This is a genomic window from Streptomyces sp. ATexAB-D23, from assembly GCF_000373645.1.
GTDB lineage: Bacteria > Actinomycetota > Actinomycetes > Streptomycetales > Streptomycetaceae > Streptomyces > Streptomyces castrisilvae.
Genome location: NZ_KB892014.1, coordinates 108090 through 129319 on the forward strand (window position 1 = coordinate 108090; position 21230 = coordinate 129319).

At 72.5% G+C, this 21230-nt stretch carries 14 protein-coding genes; 7 read left to right on the forward strand and 7 right to left on the reverse strand.

The features are described from left to right. Positions 1 to 6: 6 nt before the first annotated feature. From B082_RS0115910 to B082_RS0115920, 3 genes are all read right to left on the reverse strand, one after another. Positions 7 to 1344, reverse strand: coding sequence for an ABC transporter substrate-binding protein (locus B082_RS0115910; RefSeq protein WP_018552804.1), 1338 nt, complete (start codon positions 1342 to 1344; stop codon positions 7 to 9). 71 nt (positions 1345 to 1415) lie between these two features. After that, the gene (locus tag B082_RS0115915) at positions 1416 to 2645 is read right to left on the reverse strand and encodes an ROK family transcriptional regulator (protein WP_018552805.1); all 1230 of its coding nucleotides are present in this window, start codon (positions 2643 to 2645) and stop codon (positions 1416 to 1418) included. Between the two features lie 165 nt (positions 2646 to 2810). Beyond that, positions 2811 to 3866 (reverse strand): mechanosensitive ion channel family protein, encoded by a 1056-nt coding sequence (locus tag B082_RS0115920; RefSeq protein ID WP_018552806.1) that lies wholly within the window; start codon positions 3864 to 3866, stop codon positions 2811 to 2813. Positions 3867 to 4234: 368 nt separating this feature from the next. On the opposite strand from B082_RS0115920, the gene B082_RS0115925 reads away from it, so the two are divergent. Then, complete coding sequence (locus tag B082_RS0115925; RefSeq protein ID WP_018552807.1) at positions 4235 to 4771, forward strand: HNH endonuclease; 537 nt, start codon at positions 4235 to 4237, stop codon at positions 4769 to 4771. A gap of 55 nt (positions 4772 to 4826) precedes the next feature. Here B082_RS0115925 and B082_RS0115930 read toward each other — a convergent pair whose 3' ends face one another. Further along, positions 4827 to 7826 carry a beta-N-acetylglucosaminidase domain-containing protein gene (locus B082_RS0115930; RefSeq protein WP_018552808.1) on the reverse strand — a complete coding sequence of 1000 codons (3000 nt, stop codon included), beginning with the start codon at positions 7824 to 7826 and terminating at the stop codon, positions 4827 to 4829. Between the two features lie 311 nt (positions 7827 to 8137). Here B082_RS0115930 and B082_RS0115935 point away from each other — a divergent pair, with 311 nt between their 5' ends. From B082_RS0115935 to alc, 5 genes are all read left to right on the forward strand, one after another. After that, the gene (locus B082_RS0115935) at positions 8138 to 8404 is read left to right on the forward strand and encodes a hypothetical protein (protein WP_018552809.1); all 267 of its coding nucleotides are present in this window, start codon (positions 8138 to 8140) and stop codon (positions 8402 to 8404) included. Next, positions 8405 to 10570: a 4-alpha-glucanotransferase gene (gene malQ, locus B082_RS0115940; protein ID WP_018552810.1), complete on the forward strand. Its 2166-nt coding sequence runs from the start codon at positions 8405 to 8407 to the stop codon at positions 10568 to 10570. Between the two features lie 38 nt (positions 10571 to 10608). Then, entirely contained in the window at positions 10609 to 10821 is a 213-nt protein-coding gene (locus B082_RS0115945) for a hypothetical protein (RefSeq protein ID WP_018552811.1), read from the forward strand. Between the two features lie 128 nt (positions 10822 to 10949). Continuing rightward, the gene (locus B082_RS0115950; protein ID WP_018552812.1) at positions 10950 to 11870 is read left to right on the forward strand and encodes a LysR substrate-binding domain-containing protein; all 921 of its coding nucleotides are present in this window, start codon (positions 10950 to 10952) and stop codon (positions 11868 to 11870) included. Positions 11871 to 11928: 58 nt separating this feature from the next. Continuing rightward, positions 11929 to 13101, forward strand: a complete 1173-nt coding sequence (gene alc / locus B082_RS0115955; RefSeq protein WP_018552813.1) for an allantoicase — start codon at positions 11929 to 11931, stop codon at positions 13099 to 13101. Between the two features lie 136 nt (positions 13102 to 13237). Here alc and pepN read toward each other — a convergent pair whose 3' ends face one another. Then, positions 13238 to 15814, reverse strand: coding sequence for an aminopeptidase N (gene pepN / locus B082_RS0115960; RefSeq protein ID WP_018552814.1), 2577 nt, complete (start codon positions 15812 to 15814; stop codon positions 13238 to 13240). 112 nt (positions 15815 to 15926) lie between these two features. Between pepN and B082_RS0115965 the strand changes: the two genes are divergently transcribed. After that, positions 15927 to 16427: a DUF1203 domain-containing protein gene (locus tag B082_RS0115965; RefSeq protein WP_018552815.1), complete on the forward strand. Its 501-nt coding sequence runs from the start codon at positions 15927 to 15929 to the stop codon at positions 16425 to 16427. A gap of 103 nt (positions 16428 to 16530) precedes the next feature. Here B082_RS0115965 and B082_RS0115970 read toward each other — a convergent pair whose 3' ends face one another. Next, positions 16531 to 17559 carry an aspartate-semialdehyde dehydrogenase gene (locus B082_RS0115970; RefSeq protein ID WP_018552816.1) on the reverse strand — a complete coding sequence of 343 codons (1029 nt, stop codon included), beginning with the start codon at positions 17557 to 17559 and terminating at the stop codon, positions 16531 to 16533. A gap of 179 nt (positions 17560 to 17738) precedes the next feature. Then, on the reverse strand, positions 17739 to 21047 hold the full coding sequence (locus B082_RS0115975; RefSeq protein WP_018552817.1) for a S8 family serine peptidase: 3309 nt from the start codon (positions 21045 to 21047) through the stop codon (positions 17739 to 17741). Between the last annotated feature and the right edge of the window lie 183 nt (positions 21048 to 21230).

Sequence of the window (21230 nt, forward strand, 5' to 3'; positions counted from 1 at the left end):
GCGGCTCTACTTCGCCTGGGCGATCGCCGCGTCGATTTCCTTCGCGGTCTTCTCCAGGCCGGCCGCGATGTCCTTCTGCTTGCCCTTCTCGACGTCGAAGCCGAGGTTCTGGAGGGAGACCAGGTAGGCGCCACCGTTCACCGAGGGCGGGGTGGTCGTGGACTTCGGGTTCGCCGCGATGTCCAGGAAGGTCTTGAAGCGGGGGTCGTACTTCAGCCTCGGCGACTTCAGCGCCTCCAGCGTGGAGGGCACGTTGTTGATCGCGTTGGCGAAGTCCACCACCGCGTCGGTGTCGGTCGTCATGAACTTCACCAGCTCCCACGCGGCGTTCTGCTTGCCGGACGTCGCCGCGATCCCGGCGATGGTGCCGGTCAGATAGCCCTTGCCGTAGGTGTCGGCCTCGTCGTCGGCGACGGGCATCGGGGCCACGCCGATCTCGAACTCCGGCTTGGTCTCCTCGGCCATGCCGAGCCGCCACTCGCCGTCCAGCTGCATGGCAACCTGGCCGGTGTGGAAGGGGTGCTTGGCGCCCCACTCGTCACCGAAGCCGGTCCGGAACTTCTCCAGCTTCTCGTAGCCGCCGAGCGAGTCGACCAGCTTCTTCTGGTTCGTCAGCATCGAGGCGAACGCCGGGTCCTCGGCGATGTTCGACTTGCCGTCCGCGTCGAAGTACTCCGGGTTCCAGCCGCCGAGGTAGTGCTCGGTGGTGGACTCGTAGCCGTGGTAGTTCGGCATGAAGCCCAGCTGCTCGTACGAGTCGCCCTTGGTCTTCGTCAGCTTCTTCGCGTCGGCCGCGAACTCCGACCAGGTCTTCGGCGGGTTCGCGATGCCGGCCGCCTCGAACGCGTCCTTGTTGTAGTACAGCCCGTACGCGTCACCCAGCAGCGGCACCGTGCAGCGCACCCCGTCGAACTGGGTGTACTCGTTCATCGCCTTCGGGAAGGTGGTGTCCGGGTCGATGCCGTCCTTCTTCAGGAACGGGTTGAGGTCCACGAACGCCTTCGAGGAGCAGAACTTGCCCACGTTGTTCGTGGTGAACGAGGACACCACGTCCGGCGCCTTGGAACCACCGGTGCGCAGCGCCTGGTTGATCTTGTCGTCGGTCATGTTGCCGACGACCTTCACATGGATGTTGGGGTGCGCCTTCTCGAAGGCGGCGATCGTCGCCTCGATCCCCTTCACCTCGCCCGGCGCGCTCCAGCCGTGCCAGAAGGTGATGGTCGTGTCCTTGGACGCGTCATCGCTGGCACCGGAGCTGCTCTGCCCGGTACAGGCGGAGGCGAACAGGGCTATCGCGGCGGTCGCGGCGAGTGCGGCGGCCGGCTTCCGGCGGTTTCCGGACATGGTGGTGTCTCCCGGTGAAGGGGTGGGCAGGAAGGACGGAACGTGTACGGGGAAGCGGGGGGCGTGAGGGGTCAGCGCGAGGTGTCGAACACTTCGTCGCGGGTGGTGGCGAGCGCGCTCTCCAGCGCGCCGCGCAGAACGGGCCGGTCGGTGACGTCTCCGGCGATCAGCCGGGGCCTGGACGCCGCGAGCTGGGCCAGCTCCGCGGCGACCCGGGCGCGCAGCGGCTCGGCGCCGGCCGAGAACAGCTCGCCGGACAGGACCACGATCTCCGGGTCGAGCACGGCGACCATGGAGGCGAGACCGGTCGCCAGGCCGGTGGCGAACTGGTCGAGCAGCCGGCCGTACGGCCCGCCCTCCTCCTCGCCGTCCGCCACGGCCCCGGCGGCCCGGCCGACCAGCGCGGCGGCGATCTCGTGATGGGTGCCGCTGCCGCGCACCGCCTCGTCCTCGATGCCGAGTTCCCGGGCCAGCCTGGCGAGCACCTGGGCGCCGGCCAGCTCCTGGAAGCCGCCCGCGTTGGCCTTGGTGACCTGGCGGACCAGCGGCGCCCCCGGCACCGGCAGGAAGCCGACCTCGCCGGCGCCGCCGGTGAAGCCGCGGTGCAGCCGGCCGTTGATGACGAGTGCGGCGCCCAGCCCCTCCTCGTTCCACAGCAGGACGAAGTCGTCGTGGCCCCGGGCCGCGCCGAGCCGCTGTTCGGCCACCGCGACGAGGTTCACGTCGTTCTCGTACTCCACCGGCATCGGCAGCACGGCCGCCAGCTCGTCCAGCAGGGTGGGGGAGTGCCAGCCGGGCAGGTGCGAGGCGTAGCGCAGCCGGCCCGTGCCCGGGTCGAAGGCGCCGGGGGTGCCGATGACCACCCGGTGCACGTCGGACCGGGTCAGTCCGGCGTCCTTGACCGCCCCGTCCAGCGCCCCGGTCACCTGCCGCACCACACTGTCGGCGCGCCGCCCGGGGGTGCGCAGCTCGAACCTGCCCACCGTCTCGCCGGTCACATCGGCGACGGCGGCGACGATCCGGTGGGCGTTCACATCGAGCCCGGCCACATGGGCGGCCGAGGCGTTGACGGCGTACAGCTGGGCGTTGGGTCCGGGGCGCCCGGCGGCGGTCCCGGTGGCGACGACGAGCCCGGCGGCTTCGAGGCGGGCCAGGAGCTGGGAGGCGGTGGGCTTGGAGAGGCCGGTGAGCTTCCCGATCCTGGTCCGCGAGAGGGGGCCGTGCTCCAGCAGCAGATCGAGGGCGGCCCGGTCGTTCATGGCGCGCAGAACGCGGGGGGTGCCCGGCGTGGTTCCGGCCATGATCTCTGCCACCTGCCCTCTGTTAGGAAAGTTTCCTATTCGGTGAGAGGACCGTAGGGCGCCCGCCACCGCGGCGTCAATGGGCGGCACCCCGGTGGCAACCAAAGCGTTATCCGAGCGGCGACGGAACCGGCCGGGACCTGTGCGGGCCCCGGCCGGGGAGTGTCACTTCGCGATGTTCGGCGGCGGGATCGGGGTGGCCGCGAGCGACTGAGGCGAGGTGGCCGACGCGTACGCCGAAGGGGCGGCCATCCCGGCCGTGGGGTCGCCGGCCGCGTCCTCGTCCGGGGCGGCGGCCACCATGGTGATGCCCGCCTCGTCCAGGGCCGTCTTGATGCGCCAGCGCAGCTCGCGCTCCACGCCCACGGCCTGCCCCGGCATCGTCTTGGCGCTCACCCGGACCGTCATCGACTCCAGCAGCACGGTGTCCAGGCCGAGGATCTCCACCGGGCCCCACAGGCGCTCGGTCCACGGGTCCTCCTTGGCCATCGCCTGGGCGGCCTCGGTGATCACCGTACGGATCCGCTCCAGGTCCTCCGTGGGCCGCACCTGCACGTCGACATTGGCCGTGGACCAGCCCTGGCTGAGGTTGCCGATCCGCTTGACCTCGCCGTTGCGGACGTACCAGATCGCGCCGTTCTCGCCGCGCAGCTTGGTGACGCGCAGGCCGACCTCGACGACCTCGCCGGAGGCCACGCCCGCGTCGATCGTGTCGCCGACGCCGTACTGGTCCTCCAGGATCATGAAGACCCCGGACAGGAAGTCGGTGACCAGGTTGCGGGCGCCGAAGCCGAGCGCGACCCCGGCGACCCCGGCGGAGGCGAGCAGCGGCGCCAGGTTGATCTGGAAGGCGCCGAGGATCATCAGCGCCGCGGTGCCCAGGATCAGGAACGAGGCCACCGAACGGAGTACCGAGCCGATCGCCTCCGAGCGCTGGCGGCGGCGCTCCGCGTTGACCAGCAGGCTGCCGAGCGCGGTGCCCTGGACCGCCTGGGCGCTGCGGTTCATCCGTTCTATGAACTTGCTCAGGGCGCGGCGGACCAGATGGCGCAGCACGACCGCGACGGCCGCGATGAGGATGATCCGCAGTCCGGTGTTCAGCCAGGTGGACCAGTTCTCCTCCACCCAGCCCGCGGCGTTGCCCGCCTGCTCGGCGGCTTCGCCCAGCGAGCCTCCGGGCTCCGGTGACGGGGCTGCGGCCAACAGGGCGGACAGGGACACGGTGAGACCTCCAGGGGGAGCGCTGGGCGGGGGAGCGCTGAACAACCACACTAACGGGGCATCGTCCGTGCTCCGTTGCCGTGACCGGGGGGAGAGACACGACTCACCCGGGGATACGGAACGCATAAGGAAACCGGTCGGAAGCGGTGCGTGTGGCGAAGCGCACACCGGGCGCGGGAGGGGCGCCGGACGGGGTCACAAGCGCCTGTTCCGGGGTGTCCGCACGGCCCGGGGACCCCCGTGCGGACGGAAAACCTTCCGGCCCGTTGCCCGTACGTGGTGGCGCTTCGACCAGGCAGGAGGGGAAACTGAGATCGGATCGTCCCGGCGCGAGCCACGCGCCGCCGGCGTACAAGGAGGCATCACCCGTGCCGCATGTCCTGGTTCTCAACGCGTCGTACGAGCCGCTCGGCGTCGTACCGCTCCGCCGCGCGCTCGTTCTCGTCCTGGAGAACAAGGCCATCTGCCTGGAGGAATCCGGCGCCTTCATGCACAGCGCCACCCGTGCCGTCCCGGCCCCCAGCGTCGTCCGTCTCAAACGGTTCGTCCGCGTCCCCTACCGGGGGCCGGTGCCGCTGACCCGGCGGGCGCTGTTCGCCAGGGACGGAGGGCGCTGCATGTACTGCGGCGCCGCCGCGACCAGCGTCGACCACGTCATTCCGCGCAGCCGCGGCGGACAGCACGCCTGGGACAACGTGGTGGCGGCCTGCCGCCGCTGCAACCACGTCAAGGCCGACCGCCATCTGCCCGAGCTCGGCTGGCGGCTGCACCAGCAGCCCGCCCCGCCCACCGGGCTCGCCTGGCGGATCATCGGCACCGGGCATCGCGACCCGCGCTGGCTGCCCTACTTGCAACCCTTCGGCGCGGACGACGCGATGGCCCGGATCGACGGCATCTCAGCCTGAGAACCCGGGCCCGCGTCGTCTTCTGGCCCTGTCACCGGCCGGCGACAGGGCCCGGTCAGCCGTGCCCGGCCACCGCGTACGCCCGTACGGACCAGAACGAGTAGCCGTACTCGGTGGCCCGTGCGTCGCCCTGGATACGGATGAAGCGCGTGTCCTTCGCGTCCATCCGCACCGACTCCTGCCCGCCCGCGCCCTCCCGGACGGTCGCCGCGGTGCGCCAGGTGCGGCCGTCGGACGAGACCTGGACGCGGTAGCGCGCGGCGTACGCGTCCTGCCAGTCGAGCACCACCCGGCCGAGCCGGACCGGGGCGGGCAGTTCCGCCTGCCACCAGGCCGCGTCATCGGGCGGTGAGGACCAGCGGGTCTCCGGGTCGCCGTCCGAGGCGGCGGACGCCGGGAAGTCCGCGGTCTCCTCGCCCGAGGCGGAGGCGGCGGCCCCGCGCAGCAGGTCGGGTCCGGCGGTGCGCGGGTAGGCCCGGACGGTCAGGGTGGTCCGCTCACCGCCGAAGCTGAACGGCACCTGGTACTCGCCCGCCGGGGTGTCCGCCGGCACCTCGATCTCCACCGGGACCTCGGTCCGGGTCCCGCGCGGCACGGTCGTCCGCTTCGGCACCCGGACCTCGATGCCCGCGGGGGCCTTCGCGGTCAGCCTGCCCCGCACCTCGGCCGGGCGGCGGCCGGACAGCCGGGCCCGCACCTCCTGCGGCCCGCCGCCGATCACCGCGTCCGTCTCGCCGCGTGCGAGGTCGAGCCGGGCGGCGGGCTCGTCACCGAACCACGGAACCAGCGACCGCACGTCCGGGGCCGTCCCCGCACCGACGGACGCGACCGCCAGGGGCGGGATGATCAGGGGCGGCTCCCCGGCGACCACGGGGGTGGCGGCCGGCCAGCTGATCCGGACCGCGTCGGCCCGCAGCCCCTTGCCCGCCGCCTGGGTCCAGCCGCTCTCCGACAGCGGGCCGAGCGCGCGCCAGCCCTCGCCCGGCACATGGGCCTGGAGCGTGGCGCCCGAGGTCCCGGCACCCGGCAGGGTCGTCGCGGTGACGGCCTCCAGCTCCCTGGCCCGGTCCAGGCGCACCGTGTAGCCGCCCCGGGCCTCGGTCACCTTGCCGCCCGCCCGGTCCGTGCCGGTCCAGGAGGCCGCCTCCTCCCGCGTCCGGTCCAGGAACGGGCCGAGCACGCCCTCACCGACCGTCGCCCCGCCCGCCGCGATGTCCCCCCGCACCGGCTCCAGCGCCAGCGAAGCCTGCCAGGCGGCCGCGCCGTCCCCGCGCGCCTGGGCCCGGAGCTGATCGACGGCCAGCTCGCCGGCCCGGCCGTAGCGGGACAACTGCGCGGTCCAGGGCCGCACTTCCTCGCCCAGCCGCCCGCCGGCCGTCGCCGCCAGCTCGCCCGGGGCCTCGCGCATCACGGTGAACGCGTCCCGCAGCCGGTCCGCCGCCCGGTCCAGGGCCTTCGCGTCGTCGCCCGCGTACGCCTTCCAGAACGCGCTGATCAGTGGCCGCAGATACGCCGACTCGGTGCCGCCCAGCACCGAGCCCGCGCTGTTGCCCGCCAGCGCGCGCAGCGCCTCCCCGCTGCCGCTGTCCCCGCCCGCGAGGTCGTCAATGGCGGCCTGCCAGGACTCCTCGGACCGGTAGCCCTTCGGGTTCCACGCGAAGTCGGCCGAGGTGAACAGCGGGATGCGGGAGGCGGACGGCTGCTCCATGGCGTTGGCCAGCAGCGCCGCCGAGCCGGCCGCGACCGCCGGGTCCCGCCCGGTGTACGGGCCGAGGAAGATCCGGTCCTGCGCGTAGTCGTTGACCGGGTAGTTGTCCATGGTCACCAGCGGATGGCGGAACGCGGCCCGCGCCCCGGCCAGTTCGCCACCCGTGATGGTCCTCGGCACGACCCCGACGCCGGTCCAGGCGACCCGCACGTCGTCCGCCAGCCGTGCGGCGAGCGCCGTGCGGTACTCCGTGGCACCGTCCTGGTAGAACTCCGTCGGCATCACCGACAGCGGCTCCGCGCCCGGGTGGCGCTCCGCCAGATGCGCTGCCACCCCGTTCACGACGCGGGCCTGTGCCTCCGCCGCCGCCTCGGGGCCGCTGCCGAAGGTGTCCGCGTCGGCCGGGCAGTGCCACTCGCTGTAGCTGACGTCCTGGAACTGCACCTGGAAGACCCGCACCCCCAGGTCCCACATCGCGTCGATCTTCCGGTTCAGCGCCTTCAGGTCCCCGTCCGAGGACAGGCACATGGACTGCCCGGGGGCCACCGCCCAGCCGAGCGTCACATGCGCGGCCCGCGCCCGTGAGGCCAGCGCCCGGAAATCCGCCCGCCCGCCCTCCGGGTACGGGTCGCGCCAGCGGGCCTGCCGGTACGGGTCGTCACCCGCCGCGTACAGGTAGCGGTTCTGCTTGGTGCGGGCCAGGAAGCCGATCTGCGCGAGCCGTGCCTCCTGGCTCCACGGCTGTCCGTAGAACCCCTCGGTCAGCCCGCGCACCGCGGTGGACGGCCAGTCCCGGACGGTGACGGCGGCGACCTCGCCGCCCCGGATCAGCTGGCGCAGCGTCTGCACCCCGTGGAACAGCCCGTCCCCGCCGGCGCCGTCCAGGGCGACGACGGCGCGCCCGGCGATCCGGCCCGTCGCGAGCCGGTAGCCGCCGGACGGCAGATCGGCGCGGTCCGCAGCGCCCAGGGCGCGCAGCGCGTCCGACGCCCCGTCGCCGCCGAGCCGGATCACCGGCCCGGCGCCCGGCAGCGCCTCGTGGACGGTCCGCACTCCCGCGTCCCGCAGGACCGCGCGCAGGGCGGCCACGGCGTACGGGTCGGCCGCCGCGTCGGCGACCAGGGTGACCGCGTCGCCGAGTGCGACCGCCTTCCCGGCGGCCTCGATGCTCTGCGGGCGCGGCCACACGGCGGGCGGCGTGGTGCCCTGCGTACGGCCGGGGCCCGCCACGGCGGTGGTTCCGGGGCCCGCGGGGGCGGCGAGGGCGGGCGGGGCTCCGGCGGCGAGCAGCCCGCCGAGCACGGCCACGGCGACGGCCGTCGCCCGCGTCCTGCGCCTGAGCCGCATCCCTGTTCTCCCCTCGCTCCCACCGCCGGCCCCCGAGCCCACCACCCCGCCCGCGAGGGTGTCAACGCAAGGGGCGATCGGTAGGGAAATGCCCGATATCGGCGGTGTGATGAACGGGGTGCGCGGGACGAGGCAGCACGCGAAAGACAGCGCCGAATGGCCGAAAAAAGCGAATGTCTTGCGGACAACCGGCCTTCCGGGAACGGATTGTGACCCGGAACACGTTGAACTCGTTGTCGTAACGCCTAGTCTGCGGCGGCGTCCGCTGGGTAGGTCTGCTCCGTCCTGTTCTCCACGGCCAGGAGGCCACCATGCCCGCCACCGCGCAGCTCCTGCTCTCCGCCCTCCCCAAACAGGTACCCGGCCCCGACCCGCTGATCAGCGCCTGCCCCGCCACCGCGCCCGGCCCGCTGACCAGCGAGGCGCCGCTCGCCGACGCCATACCCCTGACCAGCGAGCCGCCGCTCGCCGAGGCCGTCCCCCTGACCAGCGAGCCCCCGCTCGCCGTCCTCGCCCCGCTGACCAGCGAACCGGCCATGTCCGGCAGCGCGTGGGGCACGGAGTCCCCAGGAGTCTGAATGGGCTTGTCCCGGCTCGCCGCACTGCACGGCGTCGCCACCTCCTTCTCCCCGTCCGCCGGAGTCACCGCGCCCGTCCCCGAGGGCACGGTCGTCGCCGTGCTCGGAGCGCTCGGCGTCGACGCCACCACACCCGAAGCGGTACGGGACGCGCTCGCCGCCGCCGAGTCGGCGGCCCGCTCCAGGCTGCTGCCCGCCACCGTCGTCGTGTGGTCCGGGGAGCCCCTGCCCGCCGCCCTGACCGGCCTGCCGCCCGGCACGGAGCTGACCGTCCGTCCCGAGGAGGCCGACGGGACCGGGCCGTCCCGGATGCGGGTCCCGGGCGCGGGAGGACATCCGGCCGACCCGGCCGCCACGCCCCGCTGGTGGGCCGAGCCGCCACTCGGAGTGCACCGGCTGACCGCCCGCGCCCCCGGCCGCGAGGACCGCTCCTGCACGCTCGTCGTCGCCCCGGCCCGCGTCCCGCAGCCGCCCGGCCGCACGCACGGCTTCCTCGTCCAGCTCTACTCGCTGCTCTCCGCCCGCTCCTGGGGCATGGGCGACCTCGGTGACCTCGCCGACCTCGCCTCCTGGGCCGGCCGCGGCCTCGGCGCCGGATTCGTCCAGGTCAACCCGCTGCACGCGGCGGTCATCGGCAACCCCACCGACCCCTCCCCCTACCGCCCGTCCTCCCGGCGCTTCCCCGACCCGGTGCACCTGCGCGTCGAGTCCGTCCCGGAGTACGGACACGCCACCGACCCGGCCGCCCTCGACGAACTGCGCCGCGAGGCCGCCGAGCTGAGCGACGCCGTGCTGAGCAAGGGCGCCCTCATCGACCGGGACGCCGTCTGGGCGCTCAAGCGCCGGGCCCTGGAACTGCTCGTCGCCGTCCCGCTCACCCCCGGCCGCCGCGCCGCCTACTGCGACTTCCTCGCCGCGCAGGGCCGGGCCCTGGAGGACCACGCCCTGTGGTGCGCGCTCGCCGAGGTGCACGGCTCCGACTGGCACCACTGGCCGGCCGAGCTGCGCGACCCCCGCTCCGACGCCACCGCCCGCGCCCGCTCCGAACTGCTCGACCGGGTCGACTTCCACTGCCGGCTCGCCTGGCTGACCGACGCCCAGCTCGCCGACGCCCAGCGCGCCGCCCGGGACGCCGGGATGGCCGTCGGCATCGTCCACGACCTCGCCGTCGGCGTGCACCCCGGCGGCGCCGACACCTGGGCCCAGCAGGACGCCTTCGCCCACGGCATGTCCGTCGGCGCGCCCCCCGACGCCTTCAACGCGCGCGGCCAGGACTGGGGGCTGCCGCCCTGGCGCCCCGACACCCTCGCCGCCTCCGGCTACGCCCCGTACCGCGGACTGCTGCGCGGACTCCTCGCCCACGCGGGCGCCCTGCGCATCGACCACGTGATGGGCCTGTTCCGGCTCTGGTGGGTGCCCGAGGGCCGCCCGCCCACCGAGGGCACCTACGTCACCCACGACGCGGAGGCGATGCTCGCCGTCCTGGTCCTGGAGGCGCACCGGGCCGGCACCGTCGTCATGGGGGAGGACCTGGGCACCGTCGAACCGGGCGTCCGCGAGGCGCTCGCCCGGCGCGGCGTCCTCGGCACCTCGGTGCTCTGGTTCGAACGGGACTGGTCGGGCACCGGCCGCCCGCTCGCCCCCGAACAGTGGCGCGAGGACTGCCTGGCCACCGCCACCACCCACGACCTGCCCTCCACGGCCGCCCGGCTGACCGGCGACCATGTGACGCTGCGCCACAGCCTCGGCCTGCTCACCCGCCCGCTGGACCAGGAGCGCCGGGAGGACGGCGCCGACACGGCCGAGTGGCTGGCCCTGCTCGCCCGGCTCGGGATGCTCCCGGAGGGCGAGGACGACGAGGAGGCGGCCGTCCGGGCCGTGCACCGCTTCCTGCTCAGCACCCCCGCCCGGATGGCCGGGGTCTGGCTCCCCGACACGGTCGGCGACCGCCGCCCGCAGAACGTCCCGGGCACCTGGGACCAGTACCCCAACTGGCGGCTGCCCATCGCCGACGCGGAGGGCCGCCCGGTCACGCTGGAGGAGCTGGCAGCCTCGCCCCGGCTGCACCGCCTGATGGACGTCCTGCGCCCCTGTCAGGAGCCTCCGGGTCCCGGCGCGGTGCCCTCCGGGACCCGTACGGCACCCCCGGGCGCGCGGCCCGCTTAGGCGTTCGCTACGTTTGCACCGTGGACAAGAAGAACGCTATGCGCGCCGGCGCCGTCGCCGCCGGAACGACGCTGATGATGCTGCTCATGTCGTCCCCCGCGCTCGCGCTCATCCGCGACGACGGCGACGACCCGGGCCCCGGCCTGAGCGTGATCGACACGGTCGGGCTGTACGTGGTGGCGCCCATCGTCCTGTTCCTGGTCATCGCGGGCCTGGTCATGGTCCTCGACAAGTCCAAGAAGCAGGTCTGACACCTGCCCGGTGACCAGGGCCCCCGGGCCCCGGTCCCGCCCCGCACAGCGCGGGCGCGCCGCACGGTAGCCGGTACCGTGCGGCGCACACGCATGTTCGGACCTCCTCTCGGCGGTAGGTTGCGGCCATGACCGAGTGGGACGTCAAGAAGCTCCGCATCCTGCGCACCCTGCGCGACCGGGGCACGGTCACCGCGACCGCCGAAGCCCTGCTGATGACCCCGTCGGCCGTCTCCCAGCAGCTCTCCAACCTGGCGAAACAGCTCGGTGTGCCCCTTCTGGAGGCCCAGGGCCGGCGCGTCCGGCTGACCGACGCCGCCCACCTCGTCCTGCGCCACGCCGAGGCGGTCTTCGCCCAACTGGAGCGCGCCGAAGCCGAACTGACCGGCTATCTGCGCGGCGAGGCGGGAGAGGTGCGCGTCGCCGCCTTCGCTACCGCCGTACCCGCCCTCGTCGTCCCGGCCGTCCAGCGGCTGCGCGCCGACGGCCGCCCCGGCCCGCACGTCCGGGTCCGGGAGGCGGAGGCCGCCCGCGCGTACGAGCTGCTGGCCGCCGCCGATGCCGACCTGGCCCTGTCGCTGGCCGCCCACGCGCCGACCGCCGCCGATCCCCGGTTCGCCGTGCTGCCGCTGCTTGCCGACCCGCTCGACGTGGCCCTGCCGGCCGGGCACCGGCTCGCGGACGCGGCCGGGCTGCGGCTGGCCGACCTGTCCGCCGAGCCGTGGATCTTCGGCGGCTCGGAGCCCTGGTCGGAGATCACCACCGCCGCGTGCCGGGCCGCGGGCTTCGAACCCGAGCAGGCGCACAGCGCCTCCGGCTGGACCGCCATCCTCGCCATGGTCGCCGCCGGCATGGGCATCGCGCTGGTCCCGCGCATGGCGTCGGCGGAGCGGCACGGCCGGGACGGCGTGGTGCTGCGGGTGCTGGACGCCGACCGGCCCCGGCGCCATGTGGTCGCCGCCGTCCGGCGCGGTGCGGAAGCGGGGCCCGCGGTGGCCCGGCTGCTCGAAGCACTGCGCGAGGTCGCGGCACCATTCAGCCTGTCTTAACGATTCGTGCGAAAACTTTCGATGGACCTGATCGCTCCCGTCGTACGACAGTGAACGCATGACCTTCGAACAGAACGACCCGGGCGCACGGAATGAGAACCGCCACGAGACCACCCGCGACGACCCCCACGCCAACGACGCGGCGCCGTACGGCGGCGGCGACCCGTACGCCGACTACCGCACCGCCGACCACCTCCCCTTCACCGGCCTCGTCGACCTCGCCGACCGCCGCCTCGGCGCGGGCGTGATCGCCGCCAACGACGAGTTCTTCGCCCAGCGCGAGAACCTCCTGCTGAGGCGGCGCGCGGTCTTCGACCCCGAGCACTTCGGCCACAAGGGCAAGATCATGGACGGCTGGGAGACCCGCCGCAGGCGCGGCGCCGACGCCGGGCACCCCTTCCCGGCCCCCGACGCGCACGACTGGGCCCTGATCCGCCTCGGTGCTCCCGGCATCATCCGCGGCATCGTCGTGGACACCGCCCACTTCCGCGGCAACTACCCGCAGCGCGTCTCGGTCCAGGCCACCTCGGCCGAGGGCTCGCCCGGCCCGGACGCACTCCTCGCCGACGACGTGAAGTGGGAGGAGATCGTCCCCCCGACGCCCGTACGCGGCCACGCCGCCAACGGCTTCGAGATCACCGACGGCCGCCGCTACACCCACATCCGCCTCTGTCAGCACCCCGACGGCGGCATCGCCCGCCTGCGCGTGCACGGCGAGGTGGTCCCCGACCCGTCCTGGCTCGCCACGCTCGGTACCTTCGACCTGATCTCGGTCCTGAACGGCGGCAGCTACGAGGACGCCTCGGACCGCTTCTACTCCTCGCCGACCCAGATCATCCTGCCCGGCACCTCCCGCAAGATGGACGACGGCTGGGAGAACCGCCGCCGCCGGGTCCGCGACACCAACGACTGGGTCCGCTTCCGGCTGCCCGCCCAGGGCGCCGTCCGCGCGGTCGAGATCGACACCGCTTACCTCAAGGGCAACGCGGCCGGCTGGATCGCCCTCCAGGGCCGGGACGGCGAGAGCGGCGAGTGGTTCGAGATCATCCCGCGCACCCGGCTCCAGCCCGACACCCCGCACCGCTTCCCGCTGCCGTCCGAGGCCGTGGTCACCCATGTCAGGCTGGACGCCTTCCCCGACGGCGGGGTCGCCCGGATGCGCCTGCACGGCTCCCTGACCGAGTCCGGAGCCGCCGCACTCGCCACCCGCTTCGAGGCCTCGACCCCGTAACGACCGGCCCCGTAACGACCTCATCCACGACGGCGAGGGGGCTCCCGACGCCCTGCGGTCGTATGCACCCCCTGCTCCCGCCCGGCGGACGGCTGCGCGTCAGCGCCTGCCCGCCGGGCGGTCTCCAGCGGGACTGCTACGCGGTGGCCGCCGCCGCGTCCGCCGCCCGCGCCCGCAGCGCCCGCTCCACACCCGAGCGGGACTCCGAGACCAGCCGGCGCAGACCCGCGCCCGGCTCCGCCGATGCCAGCCAGGCGTCCGTGGCGTCCAGGGTCTCCTGCGAGACCTGGAGCGCCGGGTACAGGCCGATCGCGACCTGCTGGGCCATCTCGTGGCTCCGCGAGTCCCAGACGTCCTTCACCGAGGCGAAGAACTTCTCCGCGTACGGGGCCAGCAGCTCGCGCTGGTCCGTCTGCACGAAGCCGGCGATCACCGCCTCCTGGAGGGAGTTCGGCAGCTTGTCGGACTCCACGACCGACGCCCACGCCTCGGCCTTCGCCTCCTCGGAGGGCCGCGCCGCACGGGCGGCCGCCGCGTGGCGCTCGCCCGCCGCCGTCCGGTCGCGGGTGTACTCGGCGTCGATCTCGTCCTCGTCCAGCAGCCCGTTGGCCGCCAGCCGCTGCACGAACGCCCAGCGCAGCTCGGTGTCGACGGCCAGGCCCCCGACCTCCTCGGTGCCGTCGAGCAGCGACTGCAACAGGTCCAGCTGCTGCGGGGTGCGGGCGGTGGCCGCGAAGGCGCGCGCCCAGGCCAGCTGGTGGTCGCTGCCCGGCTCCGCCGCGCGCAGGTGCGCGAGCGTCGCCTCGGTCCACTGCGTCAGACCCGCGTCGCGCCACTCGGGCGCCGCGTACAGGTCGAGCGCCATCTTCACCTGGCGGTGCAGCGACTGCACGACCCCGATGTCGGACTCCTTGCCGATCCCGGACAGGACCAGCGCGAGGTAGTCACGGGTGGCCAGCTCGCCGTCCCGGGTCATGTCCCAGGCCGAAGCCCAGCACAGGGCGCGCGGCAGCGACTCGGTGAAGTCGCCCAGATGCGCCGTGACGACCCGCAGCGACTCCTCGTCGAGGCGGACCTTCGCGTACGACAGGTCCTCGTCGTTGAGCAGGACGACGGCCGGACGCGCGGTGCCGGCCGGGAACGGCACGGTGGTGCGCTCGCCGTCCACGTCCAGCTCGATCCGGTCCGTACGCACCAGCTTCCCGGCCTCGTCGAGGTCGTAGAAACCGATCGCGATGCGGTGCGGCCGCAGCGTCGGTTCGCCCTTCGCCCCTGCGGGCAGCGCGGGCGCCTCCTGGAGCACGGTGAACGAGGTGACGTGGCCGTTCCCGTCCGTCTCGATCTCCGGGCGCAGGACGTTGATCCCGGCCGTCTCCAGCCACGCCTTCGACCAGGTCCTCAGGTCGCGGCCGGAGGTCTTCTCCAGCGCGCCCAGCAGGTCGGCCAGCCGGGTGTTGCCGAAGGCGTGCGCCTTGAAGTACGCCTGGACGCCCTGGAAGAACTCGTCCATGCCGACGTACGCCACCAGCTGCTTCAGGACGGAGGCGCCCTTGGCGTACGTGATGCCGTCGAAGTTGACCAGGACGTCGTCCAGGTCGCGGATGTCGGCCATGATCGGGTGGGTCGAGGGCAGCTGGTCCTGCCGGTAGGCCCAGGTCTTCATGGAGTTGGCGAACGTGGTCCAGGAGTGCGGCCACTGCGAGCCCTCGGCGTACGCCAGGCAGGCGATCGAGGTGTACGTGGCGAACGACTCGTTCAGCCAGAGGTCGTTCCACCACTCCATCGTCACGAGGTCGCCGAACCACATGTGGGCCAGCTCGTGCAGGATCGTCTCGGCCCGCGTCTCGTACGCCGCGTCCGTCACCTTGGAGCGGAAGACGTACTGGTCGCGGATGGTGACCGCGCCCGCGTTCTCCATCGCGCCCGCGTTGAACTCCGGGACGAAGAGCTGGTCGTACTTGGCGAACGGGTACGCGTAGTCGAACTTCTCCTCGAACCAGTCGAAGCCCATCCGGGTCACGTCGAAGATGGCGTCCGCGTCCAGGTACTCCGCGAGCGACGGCCGGCAGTAGATGCCGAGCGGAACGGTCCGGCCGTCCTTCTCGTAGCTGCTGTGCACCGAGTGGTACGGGCCGACGATCAGCGCGGTGATGTACGACGAGATCCGGGGCGTCGGCTCGAACGACCAGACGTCGTCCCTCGGCTCGGGCGTCGGCGAGTTGGAGATCACGGTCCAGCCGGACGGGGCCTTCACGGTGAACCGGAAGGTCGCCTTCAGGTCGGGCTGCTCGAAGCTCGCGAAGACGCGGCGCGCGTCCGGCACCTCGAACTGGGTGTAGAGATAGGCCTGCTCGTCGACCGGGTCGACGAAGCGGTGCAGCCCCTCGCCCGAGTTGGTGTACGAGCAGTCGGCGACGACCTTCAGCTCGTTGGCACCCGCCAGCAGGTGCGGCAGGGTGATGCGCGAGTCGCGGAACACGGCCGCGACGTCCAGGGCCTTGCCGTTCAGTTCGACCTGGTGCACCGCGGGGGCGACCAGATCGATGAAGCTCTCCGCACCGGCTTCGGCGGAGTCGAAGCGCACGACGGTGACGGACCGGTAGGTCCCGCCCTCCTGCGCCCCGGAGAGGTCGAGATCGATCTCGTACGCGTCCACGGTCAGCAGGCGCGCCCGCTCCTGTGCCTCTTCGCGGGTCAGATTCGTGCCAGGCACGCGGTCATCTCCTTGATCTGTGATGTTTCCCGTCATCCTTCCACGGCCTCGCATCCAGAGCGATGTCCGATTTCCGCCGGACCGGGAGGCCGCGTCGCGGCACGCTCGTCGTATGACCACATACGAGGCACGCGCGATCGGCCCGGACGCGCTCAAGGAACTCCGGGAGACCGACGACGCCGGGCGTCCCTGCGTCCCGTACACCGCCACCGACGCCGGCAGCCCGCTGCGGTGCTGCCTGCGCGGCAACGAGGCGGGGGAGCGCGTCGCCCTCGTCTCCTACGCACCCCTGCGGCGGTGGGCGGCCGAGACCTGGGCCCGCCCGGGGGCTTACGACGAGCAGGGCCCCGTCTTCATCCATGCCGAGGAGTGCGAGGGGCCGGCGCCCGGCCGGAAGGGCTATCCGTTCTCCCGGGCGGGCGCGCTGCGGACCGTACGGCGCTACGACGCGGACGGCCGCATCGTGGGCGGCCGGCTGCTGGAGATCCCGGCGGACGAGGAGCGGGGGTACGACGAGGCGTTCGCGCAGGCGTTCGCGGACCCGGAGGTGGCCCTGGTCCACGTACGCGCGGTGGAATACGGCTGCTGGCACTTCGAGGTGCGGCGCGCCTGAGCCCTCCCGGGGCGCCGCACCGGACCCCGCTCCTCGAACGCCGGAGGGGCGGAATCCTCGGCCCGACCGGCGATCGAGGACACTCGGGGTCCGGGCCGGGAAGTCAGCCCCGCAGCTCCGCCGCCACCAGCTCCGCGATCTGGACCGCGTTCAGCGCCGCGCCCTTGCGCAGGTTGTCGTTGGAGACGAAGAGCGCGAGGCCGTTCTCCACGGTCTCGTCGTTGCGGATGCGGCCCACGAAGGACGCGTCCTGCCCGGCGGCCTGGAGCGGGGTCGGGATCTCCGAGAGCTCGACGCCCGGCGCGTCCTTCAGCAGCTCGTACGCGCGCTCCACGCCGATCGGGCGGGCGAAACGGGCGTTGACCTGGAGGGAGTGGCCGGAGAAGACCGGGACCCGGACGCAGGTGCCGGAGACCTTCAGCTCCGGGATCTCCAGGATCTTGCGGGACTCGTTGCGGAGCTTCTGCTCCTCGTCCGTCTCGAACGAGCCGTCGTCGACGACCGAGCCGGCCAGCGGCAGCACGTTGAAGGCGATGGGGCGCTTGTAGACGCCGGGCTCGGGGAAGGCGACGGCCGATCCGTCGTGGGTGAGCTTGTCCGCGTCGGCGACGACCTGGGACGCCTGGCCGTGCAGCTCGGCGACGCCGGCCAGACCGGAGCCGGAGACCGCCTGGTACGTGGCGACGGTCAGCGCTTCGAGGCCGGCCTCGTCGTGCAGCGGGCGCAGCACCGGCATGGCGGCCATCGTGGTGCAGTTCGGGTTGGCGATGATGCCCTTGGGGCGGTCGGCGATCGCGTGCGGGTTGACCTCGGAGACGACCAGCGGGACCTGGGGGTCCTTGCGCCAGGCGGAGGAGTTGTCGATGACGACGGCGCCCTGCGAGGCGACCTTCTCGGCCAGCGCCCTGGAGGTGGCGCCGCCGGCGGAGAACAGCACGATGTCCAGGCCGGTGTAGTCGGCCGTGGAGGCGTCCTCGACGGTGATGTTCTGTCCCTGCCACTCGATGGTGGAGCCCGCCGAGCGCGCGGAGGCGAACAGCCGCAGCTCGTCGGCCGGGAACTTCCGTTCGGCCAGGATGCTGCGCATGACTGTGCCTACCTGACCGGTGGCGCCGACGATTCCGACCTTCACAGGAACTCCCTCAGACGTACGAACGGGCACGGTTGCCGTTCCATGATGCGTATGTCCACGGTTGCCTTGTCCAATCCATTGTCCGGCCTGCGGACAAGGGTGCGGACGGACAGATGGGGCGGGCGCCCGGTGAGCGCCCGCCCCACTGTTGTACGGATCACATGTTCAGCACGGTGTGGCTACGGTGTGACCTTCTCGATCACGACGCTGCCGGTGCCCGCGGAGGTGCCCCGGGCGTTCACCAGGCTGATCTCGCCGAAGAACTGCCGGCCCTCGGGCGCCGCACCCGCGACCTCGACCTCGGCACCGACCTCGGCCGAGGCGCCGGAGGCCAGGTTCACGGCCTTCGACTCGTCGACGGAGATGGTGCCGAGCGACGCGGAGTAGTACACGTCGCGGTAGTCGTACTCGGTGGTCCCGGCCGGGACGTCGTAGCCGTCGATGACGACCGTGTACGTGCCGGCGGCCGGCTCCACCAGGCTGACGGACTCCTCGGAGCCCGCCGTGGTGGAGGCGCCCACCTGGGCGGAACCCTTGAAGATGTACAGGTCGAGGTCGGCGTTGGCGTCCGACGTGCCGCCGATGGCGAAGTCCAGCTTCTCCACGCCCTCACCGATGGTGACCTCCTTGACGTACTCGCCGCCCGTGGAGATCGAGGGACGCTCGACGGCGGCCGAGCCCAGCGAGCCGCCCGCGAGCCTGCCCTCCAGCGCGCCCGCGTTGTTGGTGACCGTCCAGTCCACCGTCGCCGGGGTGCCGATCTTCGCCTCGGCGATGGTCTGCACCGCCGGGTCGAAGGTCGCGCCGAGCAGCGCGACATCCAGCTTGTACGGGTTGTCCAGCAGCGGCGACGTGCGCCGGGCCTCGACCTCGATCTCCCAGACGCCGGCCTGCGGGTCGGGGTACGAACGGACGTCGGGGCGGCAGGTGTTGGACGGGTTGTCGTAGTTCGGGTAGCAGTACGGCGTCCCGCTGTCGTCGACCGCGACCCCGTACGGGTGGATCGAGATGAAGCGGGTCTGGCTGCCCGAGCGCAGCGCGCTCATCGAGACCTCAAGGGTCTTGGCGCCCTCCGGCACGGTCACGAAGTACGACGTGGTGCCGTTGCGCTGCACCGAGCCGGACGCCTTGAACGCGTACGACGGCTTCGCCAGCTCCTTGGAGACGACGACCGTGGCGAGGATCTGCTGATCCGTTCCGGCGGTCTTCTTGTCGTCCAGCTCCAGGATCGCGCTGTGCACGCCCGCGCTGCCCGGCTTCGCCTGGACCTTGACCGTCACCGGCTTGCCGAGCGGCAGGGCGACCTTCTTCGAGCCGACCAGCTTGAAGGTGCCGTCGTTGTACTTCCAGGACAGCTTGTGCTCGACCTTCTTGTCCGGGCCCGTGGTGCGGGTGACCGTGACGTCGTAGGTCTTCTTCTGGCCGGCCTTGAGGCCGCCCTCGCGGTCGTAGAGGCCGGTGCCGAAGCCCGGGGTCTTCAGCGCGAAGTCGATCGCGGTGTCGACGGGGGCCTTGACCGTGTACTCGTGGGCCGGGGAGCCCTGCTTCTTGATCAGCTTCCAAGCGTCCACGATGTTGATCAGACCGGCGCCCTGGGCGTGCGCGGGCACGTCCTTGATCTGGGTGGCGGTGCTGGTCAGCGCGGTGCGCAGGTCGGCCGGGGGCAGCTCGATGTGCTTCTGCTTCGCGGCGGACAGCAGCAGCGCGGTGGCGCCCGCGGCCTGCGGGGACGCCATCGAGGTGCCCTGGAGCATGGAGTAGCCGGCCGGCAGGGAGTAGCCCGCCTCGGCGACCGGCGAACCGGGCAGCCAGGTCTGCGTCGAGTTGATCGACGCGCCGGGCGCCGTCAGGGTCGGCGTGAAGCCGCCGTCCTCACGAGGTCCGCGCGAGGAGAAGGGCAGCATGTCGTACTTCTTGGTGACGGCCGAACCGTAGTTGGCGGCCCAGGTCTCCTTGGAGATGGACGCGCCGACCGAGATGACGTGGTCGGCGAGGCCGGGGTCACCGATGGTGTTGACGCCGGGGCCGTCGTTGCCGGCCGAGATGACGAGCTGGACGCCGTAGATGTCGACCAGGCGCTTGTACAGCTCGGCGCGGGCGTTGTTGCCGTCGTTGAGCGCCGGCAGACCGCCGATCGACATGTTGACGACGTCGACGCCTCGGTTCACGACGAGGTCGATCATGCCCTCGGTGAGCGCGATGTTGGTGCAGCCGCCGGACCAGGTGCAGGCGCGCGACGAGACGATCTTCGCGCCGGGCGCGGCACCGTTCATCTTGCCGCCGAACAGGCCGTTGGCGGCGGTGATGCCCGCGACGTGCGTCCCGTGCTCGGACTCGATGACCCCGATGCTGACGTAGTCGGAGGTGTCGCCCGCCGCGTTGTAGACGACGTCCTTGCGGTTCTCCACGACGAACGGGATGCGCTCGACGACATCGGTGCGCGGGTCGTCCTTGCCGAAGTAGGAGACCTGGTGCTTCTCCTTGTACGGCTTGAGCGCGGTGTCGTCGGTGAAGTCCGCGTTGTCGTTCAGGTCGACCCGGGTGGTGCCGCTGACCGGGTCGTAGAGCACGGCCCAGGTGTCGGTGGTGTCGCCGTCGCGGTTGAGGTCGCCCGCCATGTCGCCGCCCTTGGTGGCGGCTTCGGCGAACACGCTGATCCGGTACGAGCCCTTGGGCGCCTTGTACGTACGCCCCTTGTAGGTGAACACCGGACCGGAGACGGCGTCCGTCATCCGCAGCCAGGTGCCGTCGCCGTCGCTGACCGGGTCGGTCGCGGTCACCCAGTCGACGATCTTGCGCTCACCGGTCGTCGTCTTCTGGAGCGCGGGGTGAGCGAGGTCGACGCCCGCGTCCAGGACGCCGATGGTGATGCCGCGGCCGTCGGCCTTCGGGTTCTTCTTGACGAAGTCGACCGCACCGGTCTCGAAGGACGGGTTGTACGGGTTCTTCGCCGGGGTCTTCTTCCCGGGCGCCGCGTAGGTCCCGGTCGACTTCACCTTGGCCTTGCTGCCGGTCGCCCGGTCGGCCGCGGGGGTCGGGTCGTCCAGCATGATCTCCTGCTTGAGATCGATGCCGTGGACGGAGCTGAGCTTCGACGCCGCCTTGATGGTGGCCTCGGCGGCGGAGGTCGGCACGGTCGCCCGTACGTAGCCGAGCTTGTCGTACGCACGCCCCAGCACGGACCCCTTGACGGCGTCCAGCTGCTTGGTGACCTGCTCGGTCGCACCGGGGGCGGTGGCGACCATCATGGTGATGTTCTTCTCGCCCTTGGCCTTGGCCTTGGTCAGGACTTCGGCGTCGGCCGTGCCCAGCTTGTCCGCCGGGGCGGTGCCGGCGGCCTTCACGGGTGCGCCGGCCGGGTCGTCGGCGGCGAAGACGGGGGTGACACCGGTGGCGGCCAGCGCGGCCACCAGACCGGCGGCGGCCGCCACGCGGGCCGCACGTCTCGCGCCGGATATGTAACCGGGGGATTCGGAGGTCATCAGCATCCCTGTATGTGAAAGAGAGAGTCCGGAAATCGGTACCGGATGACCGCTCACCCTTTCGTAAATGACAGGGGTTTGTGGAGAGTTGCAGGAGGGTTGTTGCGGACATGGCGGAATCCCGCCACCGTGACGGAAGCGTCAGCAGGGGCGAACGGGGCGATACGTGCCAATCGGCGAAGCCCTTGC

Bases quoted from the DNA above. Each gene is read 5' to 3' on its own strand.
- B082_RS0115975 (WP_018552817.1), bottom strand. From the start codon at position 21,047: ATGCTGATGACCTCCGAATCCCCCGGTTACATATCCGGCGCGAGACGT.
- B082_RS0115910 (WP_018552804.1), bottom strand. From the start codon at position 1,344: ATGTCCGGAAACCGCCGGAAGCCGGCCGCCGCACTCGCCGCGACCGCC.
- B082_RS0115945 (WP_018552811.1), top strand. From the start codon at position 10,609: ATGCGCGCCGGCGCCGTCGCCGCCGGAACGACGCTGATGATGCTGCTC.
- B082_RS0115965 (WP_018552815.1), top strand. From the start codon at position 15,927: ATGACCACATACGAGGCACGCGCGATCGGCCCGGACGCGCTCAAGGAA.
- alc (WP_018552813.1), top strand. From the start codon at position 11,929: ATGACCTTCGAACAGAACGACCCGGGCGCACGGAATGAGAACCGCCAC.
- B082_RS0115950 (WP_018552812.1), top strand. From the start codon at position 10,950: ATGACCGAGTGGGACGTCAAGAAGCTCCGCATCCTGCGCACCCTGCGC.
- B082_RS0115930 (WP_018552808.1), bottom strand. From the start codon at position 7,826: ATGCGGCTCAGGCGCAGGACGCGGGCGACGGCCGTCGCCGTGGCCGTG.
- B082_RS0115915 (WP_018552805.1), bottom strand. From the start codon at position 2,645: ATGGCCGGAACCACGCCGGGCACCCCCCGCGTTCTGCGCGCCATGAAC.
- B082_RS0115935 (WP_018552809.1), top strand. From the start codon at position 8,138: ATGCCCGCCACCGCGCAGCTCCTGCTCTCCGCCCTCCCCAAACAGGTA.
- malQ (WP_018552810.1), top strand. From the start codon at position 8,405: ATGGGCTTGTCCCGGCTCGCCGCACTGCACGGCGTCGCCACCTCCTTC.